Source organism: Polaromonas sp. P1_A2, from assembly GCF_056406895.1.
In genome coordinates this window covers 1-13,292 of sequence record NZ_JBFTZI010000003.1, presented here as the reverse complement: position 1 = coordinate 13,292, position 13,292 = coordinate 1, and the positions used below count along the sequence as shown (strand labels likewise).

The following is a 13,292-nucleotide window of genomic DNA, read 5'->3' as shown; positions in this document are numbered from 1 at the left end:
TCAAGCCGGCTGGGCCGTCCGCGCATCGCGCGCCATGCGCCGCGCGCGCCACAGCAGGAAAAACGCGATGCTGAAGTTCAGCAGGTTCCAGGCCACGCCATTGAGAAACGCCGCGTGGTAGGAGCCGGTCAGGTCAAACACCTTGCCTGACATCCAGCCGCCCAGCGCCATGCCCAGCAGGGACGCCATGATGACCGTGCCCACGCGCGCGCCGGCCTCGGCCGGCTCGAAGTATTCGCGCACGATGATGGCGTAGGCCGGCACGAGGCCACCCTGGAACAGGCCGAACAGCGCGGCGATGACGTACAGCGACACCAGCCCGTCAAAAGGCAAAAACAGCAGCAGCGCGATGCCCTGCAGCACCGAGCCCAGTATCAAGGTGCGTAGCCCGCCTATGCGGTCGCAGATCGCGCCAGACACCAGGCGGCTGACCACGCCGCAGGCCAGCATCAGTGACAGCATTTCGGCGCCGCGCGCCGCGCCGTAGCCCAGGTCGGTGCAGTAAGACACGATGTGCACCTGGGGCATGGCCATGGCCACGCAGCAGGCCACGCTGGCCACGCACAGTAGCGTCTGCGCCGCGCCCGGGCTCAAGCCGAAAGGCATGCTGCTGGCGGTGGCCGGCAGGCCGCTGCTGCCGACACTGGAGGCCACGGCCACCGGCGGGCGTTTGCGCATCAGCAGCGCCAGCCCGGCCATGGCCACAAAGCTGAAAATGCCCAGGCCCAGGTAGGTCTGCCGCCAGCCCACGCTTTCCACAAAATGCTGCACGATGGGCGGCCAGATCGCGCCACCCACGTAGTTGCCGCTGGCGCATACCGCCACGGCGAAACCGCGCCGGCGCACAAACCACAGGGATGTGTCGGCCAGCAGCGGCGCGAAGGTGGCGGCCGACCCGAGAAAGCCGATCAGCAGCCCATGCGCCAGCGAGAACATCCACACATTGCCGGCCATGGCCGCCAGCGCGAAACCCAGGCCCAGGCCCGTCGCGCCTATCAGCAGCGGCACCATCACGCCGAAGCGGTCGGCCAGCCGGCCCATCATCACGCCGCCCACGCCGAAACCTATCATCAGCAAGGTGTAGGGAATGGAGGCATCGGCGCGCGTGACGCCGAATTCGGCCTGCACCGCCGGCAGCACCACGGCCACCCCATACATGCCGCAGGCGCCCACGGTCATCAGGGCCAGCGTGACCATCAGCCGCATCACGGCATAACGCGAGTCAACGAGTGACGAGGAATCCTGGGGGTGGGCTTGTGTGGAGGCGGTGGATGCAGGTGGAGGGCTCATTGGCCCCAAGCGTACACCAGCCGCCGGCGCGCTGCAGGGCCGTGGCGGGCTAGGCGCAGGAGGCCTCGCCGACCTGCACGCGCACCCGGCCCACCATATTCATGCACAGGGTGCGGGTGTAGCTGCTGTTGCTGGCCAAGGCGCCCGCCGCCTGCACCAGCCAGCGGCTTTGCAGGCCCACGGCGCGGCCGTTGGCGTCAAAGCTGATGTGGTTGCGGTTGTTGACGGGGCTGCCCGCGTTGTTGACCGCCAGAAAACTCCCGGTGTGCGCGAAAGCGTCCTGGATGCGCACCACGCTGTCGGCGCCACTGTCGAAGGCGCCGTCGCCGCCCTCGTCGGTAAAAACAAACCAGCCCTCGCGCCAGCCGCCGACGGCCGCGCCGTTGCCGCTGGAGCATTTGGGCGGGTTCGCCGCCGGATCGGCGCTTCGGCAGATGGTGACGGTTTTTCCGCGCCGCATGGCTTCGCCGCGGGCATAGCGGGTGTCCAGCACAAAGGCGTTGACGGTCCAGGAGATACGGGTGCTCGCGACCAGTCCCAGGAAGGAAGGAATTGCAAAGCCCGCAACAATCGCGATGATGGCCAGGGCCACCAGCAGTTCGATCAAGGTGATTCCGCGCGGCCGCGGTCGGACTGGCAGGCGGCGCGCGCCGGCCGGTGGGGTGGTTTGTGAGGGGGTGTTGTGAAGGCGCTTGGGCTTGGTCGCGGCAGGGGCGGCTGCGGCCTGGTGCTGCAAATTCATGGCGGCTGGTCCGGATGTTTGGGGAGAACATCCGGACCGTACTGGAGGCCGCCGCGCCGGCGAGGGTCAATTGTCCGCTGCCGGACTTTGATTGCTGGAAATCGTGCGCGATGTCATGCGGCGCGAAGCGAGGGCGGCTTCGCGCGGGCGGCCACAGGGCGTGGCAGCCGTGTTTTTATCAGGAGCGGCCTGGCAGCCTTACAGCGGCGAAGGCTGGGTGGCTTCGTAGCCGACAGGGCCGATGGCGCCATCGGCCTTGATGCCCAGTTCCTGGTCGCGGATGCGAAACAGGCGTTCCAGGTCCTTCATGGCATCGCCGTCGGGAGCCGTGGGTGCGGCCGCGACCAGCGCGGCTTGTTCCGCTTGCGGCGTCTGCGGCGTTTGCGGCGGCTGGGCCTGGGCCAGCGACGCGAGGATGGGCGCGGCGGCGGCTGCCGCGGCGGCCGCGCTCATCGGCGCACTGGCCGCGGCGACGGGCTGGATCAGGGGCTGGCCGGCACGCGGCGGCGCCACGCGGGGAGCGGGCTTGGCGGCGACCGGGTCGGCCCAGTAGGATTTGTCGGGCATGCTGCGGTAAGGGCAGGTGTCCGCGATGTCCAGCTGCCATGAAATGCCGTGCAGCCAATGGGCCGCCTGGGGTTCAAAACGGGTGATCTCGACCATGAGCGCATTCTGGAAGGCGTAGGCATAGTCCATCAGGCGCTCGTCCCATTCGCGCACGACCAGGCGCACATACATGCCCTGGCCCTTGCTGCGGCTGTTCACCAGCAGCATCTGGCAGTCGATCCAGCGCGGCGGTATGCCGTATTTGCGCAGCGCATCGCGCAGCAGCACCTGCACCAGCTGGCGGCGCGTGGCGTTGTCCGAACCGTCCTCAATGGTCAGCGGGTTGTCCCGGCTCGAGGCGGGTGTGTGTTTGGCCGCATTCCCATGGCGTGATCCGCCAAACAGCGAAGTTATCAATTTTTTCATTTTGGCGCGCACTCGTCGCAGTTTCAGGAGAATTTCCCTCGAAGAATCAAAGATTTTTAGAGGTTTGTGATCTGAAACATAGGTGTTACTGAATGTTTTTTATCGTCGTCCAGCTTGACCAACAAGTCAAGGAAGTTTCGACAGCCAAGCCTGGCCGCGTCGCTCGCTTTCCACATTCAAATGGCTAAAGTGTGTATTTGTGCCGCAAACGCGCAGCGTGCCTGTCTGAAATCCGGCCGGCCTGCCGGCCAGGCCGCCAGACCCCACCCGGCCTGTGCTGGCAAGCCCGCGCGGGCCAGCGCAAAGCGGCGGGCTGTGATAACTTCCAGCCAGTTTCAAGAACCTGGGGGAATGACGATATGACCAAGTTGCAGGCGCCCGCGGGCGCGCTACAGGGCCGCCTGAAAGCGCTGACCCCGGACCGGCTCAAGGGCATGCGCCGCGGCATCGAAAAGGAAAGCCTGCGCGCCCAGCCCGGCGGCGGCCTGGCCCTGACGCCGCATCCTGTCGCCCTGGGTTCGGCCCTCACGCACCCGACCATCACCACCGACTTCAGCGAGTCACAGGTGGAACTGGTCACGGGCGCGCACAAAAACCCCGAAGCCGCGCTGCAGGAGCTTACGCGGCTGCACCAGTTCACCTACCGCACCATGAAGGCGCTGGGCGACGAAATGCTCTGGGTCTCCAGCATGCCCTGCGGCCTGCCGACCGACGAAACCATTCCCATCGCGCGTTTCGGCTCGTCCAATGTGGGGCGCGCCAAAAGCGTCTACCGCATGGGCCTGTCGCACCGCTACGGCCGGCGCATGCAGACGATCTCGGGCATCCACTACAACTGGTCGCTGCCCGACGTGAGCAGCGAGCAGTATTTCGCGCTGATCCGCAACTTCCGCCGCCAGGCGTTTTTGCTGCTTTACCTGTTCGGCGCCTCGCCCGCCGTGTGTTCGAGCTTTGTCGAGGGCCGCCAGCATGAGCTGCAGACCCTGAGCGGCAGCACCATGTACATGCCCCACGGCACCTCGCTGCGCATGGGGCGCCTGGGCTACCAGAGCGATGCGCAGGCCTCGCTGGCCGTGAGCTACAACAGCCTGGACGGCTACGGCGCCTCGCTGCAGGACGCGCTGACCCGGCCTTACCCGGCTTACGAAGCAGTCGGCATCCGCAACCCCGGCGGCGACTACAACCAGCTGGCCACCACGCTGCTGCAGATCGAAAACGAGTTCTACGGCACCATACGCCCCAAGCGCGTGATTTACCCCGGCGAGCGCCCGCTGCATGCGCTGCGCGAGCGCGGCGTCGAGTACATCGAGGTGCGCCTGATGGACCTGGATCCTTTCGAGCCGGTCGGCATCAATGCGCAGACCATGCGCTTTCTCGACGTGTTTTTGCTGCACTGCCTGCTCAGCGACAGCCCGAACGACACGCCGCAGGAAATCGCCGAACTCAAGCACAACCAGCACCAGACGGCGGCGCGCGGCCGCGAGCCCGGCCTCAAGCTCAAGCGCGGCGGGCAGGACGTTCTGTTGACAGGCTGGGGCGCCGAGGTGCTGGCGCAATGCGGGCCCATTGCCGCCGCGCTGGACGCCGCGCACGGCGGCACGCAGTACAGCGATACGCTGACGGCCGCCAGCGCCGCCTTGCTCGACCCGTCCACCTTGCCCTCGGCCCGGGTGCTGGCGGCCATGGCCGGCGAGCACGGCAACTCTTTCGTCGGATTCGCGCGCGCGCAGTCCCAGAAAACCCAGGCCCTGCTGCAGGCGCTGCCCCTGGGCGCGGACGAGCTCGCGCACTTCGCGGCGCTGACCGAGGAGTCCATCCAGGCGCAAAAGAAAATCGAAGCCTCGGACACCATGCCCTTCGAGATTTACCGCCAGCAATATGTGTCAGCCGAACGCCTGGGCATGCCTGGCCGCGAGGCCGTGGCGATCTGATACCCCCTGGCCGCGGCCTGGCGCCTTGCGCTCAGTCCGCGAGCTTGAGCAGCGCCTCTTCGCGCCAGTAGTCCACCGCCTCATACCAGCCTTCCCAGACGCAGCCGTTGCAGCCGCGGCCGCAGCAGCTGTCGGGCTCGGAAGGCGGTTGCCGCAGCGTGATGCCGGCGGCGGCCGCCTGCCGCTGCAAGTCGGCAAACATCGCCAGCGCGGCGTCGCGGTCGGTGTTGTCCGGCATGGGCCCGGGGAAGCGCCGTGTCAGGCCTTGACGGGCGTCGCCATCCGTCGGCGCAGATACAGGCCCACAAAGGCACAGCCCAGCACCAACGCGAACCAGCCGACCAGCGAGGATTTGGCGACGATGCCCTGCATGCCCGGCGAGGTGATGAAGTAGGGCGAGACCAGCACGCCCAAACCTATCAGCGTGCAGAGAATGCCTTTGATCAACACCTCGTTGTTGGCCTTGAGGTCGGCGGCGGCCTGGCGGCGGGCGGGAACCACGGGTTTTTGTTCAGGGGCGGCGGGTAAGGGCATGGGGACTCGATGTGTGGGTGGGGTTGCGGGGCGGCTTGCTCGCGGCCCCGGTGCGCGTTGCTGCGTTCCGGTGGGCCCGCAGCCGCGATACCCCGATTGTCCTCCATCGCGCCGCGCCGTACCCCTCTATAGCCACGCAGGCGCAAGTGGCTTGCCACGCGAATATCCCGTGCTTAACGATTTCTTAATACCGCTAACAAGTCCTTAAATCCGCATCGCCATCATTCGCTCAGTCCATGGCGGAACGTTTTCGCCATCGCAAAAAAACGCTGAAAGGGCGCTGATGCTGGATTGGGTACATACACCGGGATTGCCGCCGGTTTCGGTGCGCGCATGATGCAGGGCCTGCAGACGCTTGCCGTCCTGTCGGCGGTACTCCTGCTCCTGCTCGCCGGCAGCCTGGCTTTTTTCTGGCTGCATGCGCCTGTGGGTGCGCCGCTTGACGCGGTCTTCGACACCCGCGCGCGCACCGTGCAGGTCGGCGGGCATGAGCGTTCCTACCTGCTTCACGCGCCGCAATACCTGCAGCCGCATTCGCCGCTGGTGATCGTGCTGCACGGCTCGGGCCAGACCGCCGCGGCCATGCAAAAGAGCACAGGCTTCGCCTTTGAACGGCTGGCGGGCCAGCGCCGCTTCACGCTGGTCTATCCCAAGGCCTTCGGTAGGCACTGGAACGACGGCCGCAAGGCGGCCTCCCACCCCGCGCGGGCCCGGGGCATAGACGACAAGGCTTTCATCGCCGCACTGATCGACAGCGTGGCGGCCGAGCGAAGCATAGACACCGCGCGTGTATTCGTCTTCGGCTATTCGGGCGGCGGCCACATGGCCTTCCGGCTGGCGCAGGAGATGCCCGGGCGCATCGCGGCCATCGCCGTGGTCGCGGCCAATATGCCGACGCCGGGCAGCTCCATCGCCGAAGCACTTGGCCAGCCCGTGCCTGCCATGATCGTCAACGGCACCGACGATCCCATCAACCCTTATGACGGCGGGCGCGTCACGCTGTTCGGTTTCGGCAACCGCGGTGAAGTGCTGTCCTCGCGCGCCTCGGCGGACTACTTTGCCCGGCTCAATGGCGCCCACCTGGCCCAGACCGTGGAACTCGCGCCCGGGCAGCCCACCGACCGCACGCGCGTGGTCAGGCAGACCTGGACCGCGGGCCGGCAGCAGCAGGTGGTCCTGTACTCGGTGCGCGGCGGCGGTCACGTCATTCCGCACCCCCATGGCCGCAACGCGCGGCTGCTGGGGCGCAAGACCACTGCGTTGGACGCGCCAAAGGCTGCCTGTGAATTTTTCGGGCTTTGACGCCCCACCGCTTTTCAACTGTTTTTTAACCTGGAGAACCTGAAGATGATCTCTCGCCCATCGCAACCCGCCGCCAAGCCGGCTTCGCGCGCCCCCCGATCCACCGCCCCGAAAGCGGCGGGCCGGCCGGGCGGCGCAGCCGCCAAGGCCTCGCTGCCGCTCATTTCGCTGTTTCTGATGGCGGCCTTCGCGCAGCCGGCCGGCGCGCAGTCCAAGCCCGCACAGGCCGAGGGCGAATCCTCCTGGGGCCTGGGCCTGGGGGTCGGCATGGAGCGCAAACCCTATCGCGACTTTGACAACAAGACCAGGCTGCTCCCGCTGCTCAGCTACGAAAACAAATGGATCAGCGTCGCCGGCCTTGGCCTGGATGTGAAGCTGCCCTCGGCCGGCCCGGTGTCCTTCCGCCTGCGCGCGCGCTACTCGATGGACGGCTACGATGCCTCGGACTCGCCTTTCCTGGCCGGCATGGATGAGCGCAAGGACGGCATCTGGCTGGGCGGCGCCGCTGTCTGGCGCAACGACATCGCCAATCTCTCGGCCGAGCTGCTGGGCGACGCCTCGGGCAACAGCAAGGGCACGAAGTTGAGGCTGATGGTGGACCGCCGCTTCCAGGCGGGCAGCTTCGACATCACGCCGCGCCTGGCCGCGACCCGGCTCGACGACAAATACGTCTCTTATTACTACGGCGTGAACGCCTCCGAGGTGCGCGCCGGCCGGCCCTTTTACCAGGGCGGTTCGGCCGTCAACCTGGAAGCCGGGCTGCGTGTGGGCTATGCGCTGGCACCGAACCAGAGCCTGTTCCTGGACCTGAGCACCACCAGGCTCGGTTCCAGCATCAAGGACAGCCCGCTGGTCGACCGCTCCAGCCAGAGTGGTGTGCGTGTCGGCTACCTCTACCGCTTCTAAGGCGCGGCGAAACCTTGCGGGGCCCATACCGGGCCGCGGCCCCGCATGTCAATCCCTGGCGGCCCGGACAAGCAGAAGGAGCCATGAGCCATGCAAACCGCAGAATCCACCGACGTGGGCTACCTGATCCGGAAAATCGTCTGGCGCAGCTGGATACGAGGCTTAAGCTGGCTGCGCAGGCATCACGTCCTGCACGCCTGAGGCCGGCTCCGCGCCTGCCGCGGGCAGCGGAAACAGCACCCGCACGCTGAAACCCTTGCCGTCCAGGCCGGTCCCGGTCTCGATGGCGGCCTCGTGCAACTGCGCGATGCCGGCCACCAGGGACAGGCCTATGCCGCTGCCGCGCCCGCCGTTGCCCGCGACGCGGTGAAAGCGCCGGAAGATAGCCTGGTGCTCGGCCTCGGGCACGCCCGGGCCGTCGTCGGCCACTTCCAGGCAGACGCGGCGCGTGCCGGCCCCCTCAGCATCCTCGCGGTAGCCGCAGCTGAGCTTCACGCGCCCGCCCTCGGTGGTGTAGCGCAGTGCGTTGTCCAGCAGGTTGCGCAGCAGGATGCCGATTTCGTCCACGTCGCATTCGATAGGGCAGGGCGTGAGCGCCAGGATGATGGCGCGGCGCTGCTGCTGCGCCTGCATGTCGAACTCCTGGCTCACGTGCAGGATCAGCTCGCTGAGCTCGGCCAGGCTTTTTTGCGGCGCGTGCACGCCCGCGTCCATGCGCGCCAGGTCCAGCAGCTGGTCCGACAGGCGCGTGCTGCGTTCGGCCACGGCCAGCAGCTTGACCAGGGCGGCGTCCTTGCCCTCCAGCGTGGTGGCGCGCAAGGCGACCTGGGCCTGCGCCTGCAGCGCCGACAAGGGCGTGCGCAGCTCATGGGCCGCGTCGCCGATAAAACGCCGCTCGCCCTGCATGGCCTGGTCCAGCTGGTCCAGCAGGTGGTTGAAGGACTCGACCAGCGGCCTGATCTCGGCGGGCAGCTGCGCCACCGGCAGCGGCGTGAGGTCGAACTTGCGCCGCCGGCGCACCGCCGCCTGGATCGCCGTCAGGGGCTGCAGCGACTTGCCCATGGCAAACCACATCAGCAGGCCGGCGACGCCCAGCAAGGCGGTCACGAAGCCCAGCGCGCCGAAGATCTTGTGGCGTATTTCCTGGTCGATCACGCTGTGGCGCATGGCCACCTGCACGCTGACCTCGCCCGTGCTGTCGGACACCGAGAAGATGCGCCAGCGCTCGCCGTCGACGGTGGCGCTGGTAAAACCGTCGGTGAAGGACGGCAGTAGCGGGACACGCGGCGAATCCGGGGCCCGCACGATCAGGTTCTTGCGCTCCGTCCACACCTGGAAGGTCAGGTTGACGTCGCGCGAAATGGAGTCGTCGCGCAATTGCAGGCTGTGGCTGAAGGAGGGCTTGAGCTTCGCGCCGCTGGGGATGGCCAGCAGTATCTTGGTGCCTATGGCCTGCAGCTTGCTGTCCCAGTGGCTGCTCTGGCCGCTCAGGGTGTACACCACCAGCACGGTGAGCGCACCGGCCCAGCACAGCGTGATGGTGATGCCCAGCACCAGCAGCACGCGGCCCTTGAGCGACCTGACGAACCGGCAGCTCACGGCTTGGCCTCGCCGATCATGTAGCCCTGGCCGTGCACCGTGGTGATCAGGTGCTCGCCCAGCTTGCGCCGCAGCTGGTGGATGAACACCGCGATGGTGTTGCTCTCGATGGCCGTGGTGTTGCCGTAGACCACGTCCTCCAGGTGGTCGCGCGTGACCACATGGCCGGGCCGCTCCAGCAGCGCCAGCAGCGTGCGGTATTCATGCGCGCTCAGGGCCACGCGCACGCCGGCGCGCGTCACCGCGCGCTTGCTGCGGTCCAGGCTGATGTCGCCATAGGTGTGCACCGGCACCACCTTGCCCTGGCTGCGGCGCATCACGGCGCGCACCCGCGCCCAGAGTTCGTCGACCTGGAAGGGTTTCACGAGGTAATCGTCGGCGCCCGCATCCAGCCCCTGGATGCGCTCGCTGAGCTGGCCGCGCGCCGTCAGGATCAGCACCGGCGTCACGTCGTAGCGCCCGCGCAGGGCCCGCAGCACCGTCAGCCCCGAATCGCCGGGCAGCCCCAGGTCCAGCAGCACGGCCTCATACACATGGTCGGCCAGCGCCAGCCGGGCGGAGGGGGCGTCGCCCACATGGTCCACCGTCCAGGCGATCTGGCGCGCGGCGTCGCACACCGCTTCGGCCAGCATGGTGTCGTCTTCTACCAGCAGCAGGTGCACAGGAATAGCCTCTTTCGGTCGCTGTTGTTGTGGCTGGCCTGGTTGCCCCTGGCCCGCTTGTCCCAAGCAGCTATCGTGCCGGGAGCTGATTAAGCAGTTATTAACAAGCACCCCCGTCCAGGCTCACTGCGTGTAGCCTGTTCCCCCCTCGAGGGGACGGCGCCTGCGGTCTGGCAAAGCCAGTCCCGCGGCCCCCACTGATTTTTAAATGGAGGGGTGGAGGCCGCCTATTTTGCGGCACGGCGGCCTCCGGGGCCGCAGCGGCGACAATTGGGGGATCGCAGGGGCCTGGAGGCCCCTGGCCCTGAACCCGCAACAAGCAAGCAAAAAGAGAGATTCCCGATGGCCATCCAGTGGTTTCCCGGTCACATGCATCTGACCAAAAAAGCCATTCAAGAGCGCATCAAGGAAATTGATGTGGTCATTGAGCTGCTGGACGCGCGCCTGCCCGGCTCCAGCGCCAATCCCATGCTGGCCGAACTCACCAGTGGCAAGCCCGCGCTCAAGGTGCTCAACAAGCGCGACCTGGCCGACCCCGCGCGCACGCCGCTGTGGCTGGAGCACTACAACAGCCTGCCCAACACCCGCGCCATCGAGCTCGACGCCAGCGAAACCACGCCCGCGCGCCGCCTCATCGACGCCTGCCACGCGCTCGCGCCCACGCGCGGCAGCATGGTCAAGCCCATGCGCGTGCTGATTTGCGGCATTCCCAACGTCGGCAAGTCCACACTCATCAACACCCTGACCGGCAAGCGCGCCACCAAGACCGGCGACGAGGCCGGCATCACCAAGGTCGAGCAGCGCCTGGTGCTGGCCGACGGCTTTTATTTGTGGGACACGCCCGGCATGCTGTGGCCGCGCATCATCGTCGCCAAAAGCGGCTACAACCTCGCCGCCAGCGGCGCCATAGGCCGCAACGCCTTTGACGAGGAAGAGGTTGGGCTGGAGCTGCTCGACTACCTGATCAAGCACTACCCCGGCCTGCTGGAGGCGCGTTACAAAGTGGAAGTGGCGCCCGGCATCACCGACGAGCAACTGCTGGAGGCGATAGGCCGCAAGCGCGGCGCGGTGCTGGCCAAGGGCCGCGTCAACCTGCAAAAAGCCGCCGAAATAGTGATCCACGAATTCCGCGCCGCCACCCTGGGCCGCATCACGCTGGAGACGCCCGCCGAGTTCGCCGAATGGCTGGCGGCGGGCCGCCTGCTGGACGCCGAACGGCAAGTGAAAAAAGACAAGATAGAGACCAACCGGCTCATCAAGTTCAAGAAAATCCCGCGGCCCGACAAAAACCGCGAGCCCGGCGAATCCTGAGATTCACCGGCGGCATGCGCTGGGCTTGATCTTCGTCAAGGCCGGCGGCGGTGCCGGCAGGCATGCTTGGCGGTAATCACCCACCGGAGGCCGCCATTCACAAACATGCCTGCGTGCAAATCATCCTCGATGAGCACGCCTCCCTTTCCGCCATGCTGCGTTCCATGCCCATGATGGTGGCGCGCGGCCCGGGCGACCATGCGCAGAAGTTTTTTGACGTGCTGCGGGCCATGCTGTTTTACATCGACGAGTTCCCCGAGCGCCTGCACCACCCCAAAGAATCGAACCTGCTGTTTCCGCGCGTGGTCCGCCTGGCGCCTAGAGTCATGCCTGTTGTGGAGCGGCTCGAGCGCGACCACATGAACGGCGAGAAGGCCGTGCGTGAACTGCAACACCTGCTGCTGGCCTGGGAACTGCTGGGCGAGCCGCGCAAATCCGACTTTGAGCTGCATTGCAAACGGTATGTGGACTTCTACCTGGAACACATGCGTCTGGAAGAATCGGTCATCCTGCCGGAAGCGGAAAAGGTGCTCAGTGAGGCCGACTGGAAGGAACTGGACGCGGCCTTCCTGGAAAACCGCGACCCGCTCGGCGGCCGGCATGGGGTGGATCCGGTGTATGACCGGCTCTTCTCGCGCATCGTCATGGAGGCGCCGGCGCCGATAGGGCTGGGTGAGGCCTGAGGCCGTCCGGCGCCTGTCCGCGCTCGCGGACGCGACATCCGTACCGGTTAAATGTTCGATTGCCTTACACGGTGCGCCCCTGCGCGGATGAACACTTTGTGCACTGGATCGCATAACAGCCCTTGAAAGGCAGCGCTTCAGCAGAGCAGCTCCGGGAGCCGCTTGCCCGACCCTGGGATGGCACTTCGGCCACCGCAAGCAGCCCTCAGGGTTGCTGGCCATTCCACCAGAAAGCAGGAGAACCCCATGACATCAAAACTGTTGAACGCCTCTTTATTGGCGAGCGCCTTGCTGGCCGGCCTGGGCATGGCCCCGACCGTGGCCATGGCGCAAAGCACCAACACACCGGGTATTGACAACACCCAGCAGGCCATCAGCGCGCGCATCCAGCAAGGCATGCAGGCCGGCCGCATCACGCCGTCCGAGGCGCAGGAGCTGTACGCGCGCGACCGCGACATTTCCATGCGCGAGAGCCGCTACAAGTCCGACGGCAATGCCACGCCCCAGGAGCGCCAGCAACTGCGGGCCGACCTGGAAGGCCTGAAAGCCGAAGTCGAGCGCAAGATCGCCAACAACGTGGTCGTCGGCCAGCCGGGCTACAACCCAAACACTCCCGGCGTGGACAACAGCCAGCTCAACATCAGCCAGCGCATTGACGAAGGCGTGCGCACCGGTCGCATCAGCGAGCGCGAGGCGCGCAGGCTGCACGGCCGTGAACGCATGATTGAGCGCCACGAAGCCAATTTCAAGTCCGACGGCGTGGTGACCAGACAGGAACGCCGCCAGCTGCGCAATGAGGTGGCCGCTTTGCGCGACCAGGTGGAGCGGATGATGCGGGGTGATCGCCGAGGGCGCGGCTAAGGGCCGGGTCTTGCTCCGGCTGGCGCGCTCTGCCTCCTCATCCTCCTCTTTCCTCTGCTGAGGGCGGCTGGCCGGGGTTGCCCGGCGGCAACTCACTTTCTTTTGCTTCGCCAAAAGAAAGTAAGCAAAGAAAAGGCGACCCTGGTGTCTGCGTCCCCTGCGCTTCGCTCCGGGGCAACCTGCGGTGCTCGGTTCAGGCGGGGTCTCGCTAAACTCGCTACGCTGCGCTTCGCTCAGACAACGCGATCCCTGATCCGCCTGAACCTCCGCTCCTCGGCGCATACACAAGGGGTGAGAGAAAAAAATACCAATACCCAAAACCACAAGGACACGCCACGGCGTGTCCTTGTTTGTCTTGGTTTGTTTCTTTGTCTTTTGTCCCCGCTCCCGATTGCCCCGTCCTGGCTGGGCCGAGGAGCGCAGAGACAAGCGGATCAGGGCCGGCGTTGTCTGAGCCGAAGGCGAGTTTAGCCGGACCCCGCTTGGCTCGAGCACCGCA

At 66.5% G+C, this 13,292-nt stretch carries 13 protein-coding genes; 6 read left to right on the top strand and 7 right to left on the bottom strand.

Annotated features, from left to right (window positions below):
• The 3 genes from AC1D09_RS12070 to AC1D09_RS12060 all read right to left on the bottom strand — a co-directional run bounded on the left by AC1D09_RS12070 (nt 1) and on the right by AC1D09_RS12060 (nt 3,004).
• Nucleotides 1–1,290: an MFS transporter gene (locus AC1D09_RS12070; RefSeq protein ID WP_477663508.1), complete on the bottom strand. Its 1,290-nt coding sequence runs from the start codon at nt 1,288–1,290 to the stop codon at nt 1–3.
• Nucleotides 1,291–1,339: 49 nt separating this feature from the next.
• Nucleotides 1,340–2,032 carry a GspH/FimT family pseudopilin gene (locus AC1D09_RS12065; protein ID WP_477663507.1) on the bottom strand — a complete coding sequence of 231 codons (693 nt, stop codon included), beginning with the start codon at nt 2,030–2,032 and terminating at the stop codon, nt 1,340–1,342.
• Between the two features lie 198 nt (nt 2,033–2,230).
• Entirely contained in the window at nt 2,231–3,004 is a 774-nt protein-coding gene (locus tag AC1D09_RS12060; protein ID WP_477663506.1) for a hypothetical protein, read from the bottom strand.
• A 359-nt stretch (nt 3,005–3,363) separates the two neighbouring features.
• Between AC1D09_RS12060 and gshA the strand changes: the two genes are divergently transcribed.
• Nucleotides 3,364–4,935, top strand: coding sequence for a glutamate--cysteine ligase (gene gshA, locus AC1D09_RS12055; protein ID WP_477663505.1), 1,572 nt, complete (start codon nt 3,364–3,366; stop codon nt 4,933–4,935).
• A 31-nt stretch (nt 4,936–4,966) separates the two neighbouring features.
• Here the strand turns inward: gshA and AC1D09_RS12050 are convergent, their stop codons facing one another.
• Together AC1D09_RS12050 and AC1D09_RS12045 are read right to left on the bottom strand one after the other, a co-directional pair.
• Nucleotides 4,967–5,173: an oxidoreductase-like domain-containing protein gene (locus tag AC1D09_RS12050; RefSeq protein WP_477663504.1), complete on the bottom strand. Its 207-nt coding sequence runs from the start codon at nt 5,171–5,173 to the stop codon at nt 4,967–4,969.
• A gap of 20 nt (nt 5,174–5,193) precedes the next feature.
• Nucleotides 5,194–5,469, bottom strand: coding sequence for a hypothetical protein (locus tag AC1D09_RS12045; RefSeq protein ID WP_477663503.1), 276 nt, complete (start codon nt 5,467–5,469; stop codon nt 5,194–5,196).
• A 291-nt stretch (nt 5,470–5,760) separates the two neighbouring features.
• On the opposite strand from AC1D09_RS12045, the gene AC1D09_RS12040 reads away from it, so the two are divergent.
• Nucleotides 5,761–6,771 (top strand): CE1 family esterase, encoded by a 1,011-nt coding sequence (locus AC1D09_RS12040; RefSeq protein WP_477663502.1) that lies wholly within the window; start codon nt 5,761–5,763, stop codon nt 6,769–6,771.
• Nucleotides 6,772–6,816: 45 nt separating this feature from the next.
• Complete coding sequence (locus AC1D09_RS12035; protein WP_477663501.1) at nt 6,817–7,677, top strand: MipA/OmpV family protein; 861 nt, start codon at nt 6,817–6,819, stop codon at nt 7,675–7,677.
• 162 nt (nt 7,678–7,839) lie between these two features.
• Here the strand turns inward: AC1D09_RS12035 and AC1D09_RS12030 are convergent, their stop codons facing one another.
• Together AC1D09_RS12030 and AC1D09_RS12025 are read right to left on the bottom strand one after the other, a co-directional pair.
• Nucleotides 7,840–9,276 (bottom strand): ATP-binding protein, encoded by a 1,437-nt coding sequence (locus tag AC1D09_RS12030; protein WP_477663500.1) that lies wholly within the window; start codon nt 9,274–9,276, stop codon nt 7,840–7,842.
• Complete coding sequence (locus AC1D09_RS12025) at nt 9,273–9,938, bottom strand: response regulator transcription factor (RefSeq protein ID WP_477663499.1); 666 nt, start codon at nt 9,936–9,938, stop codon at nt 9,273–9,275. The genes AC1D09_RS12030 and AC1D09_RS12025 overlap by 4 nt, the downstream gene beginning before the upstream one ends.
• Nucleotides 9,939–10,280: 342 nt before the next feature.
• Here AC1D09_RS12025 and ylqF point away from each other — a divergent pair, with 342 nt between their 5' ends.
• The 3 genes from ylqF (at nt 10,281) to AC1D09_RS12010 (ending at nt 12,793) form a co-directional block, all read left to right on the top strand.
• Nucleotides 10,281–11,249 carry a ribosome biogenesis GTPase YlqF gene (ylqF, locus tag AC1D09_RS12020; protein WP_477663498.1) on the top strand — a complete coding sequence of 323 codons (969 nt, stop codon included), beginning with the start codon at nt 10,281–10,283 and terminating at the stop codon, nt 11,247–11,249.
• A 62-nt stretch (nt 11,250–11,311) separates the two neighbouring features.
• Nucleotides 11,312–11,932 carry a hemerythrin domain-containing protein gene (locus AC1D09_RS12015; protein ID WP_477663497.1) on the top strand — a complete coding sequence of 207 codons (621 nt, stop codon included), beginning with the start codon at nt 11,312–11,314 and terminating at the stop codon, nt 11,930–11,932.
• 246 nt (nt 11,933–12,178) lie between these two features.
• Nucleotides 12,179–12,793, top strand: a complete 615-nt coding sequence (locus tag AC1D09_RS12010) for a hypothetical protein (RefSeq protein ID WP_477663496.1) — start codon at nt 12,179–12,181, stop codon at nt 12,791–12,793.
• Nucleotides 12,794–13,292 lie beyond the last annotated feature (499 nt).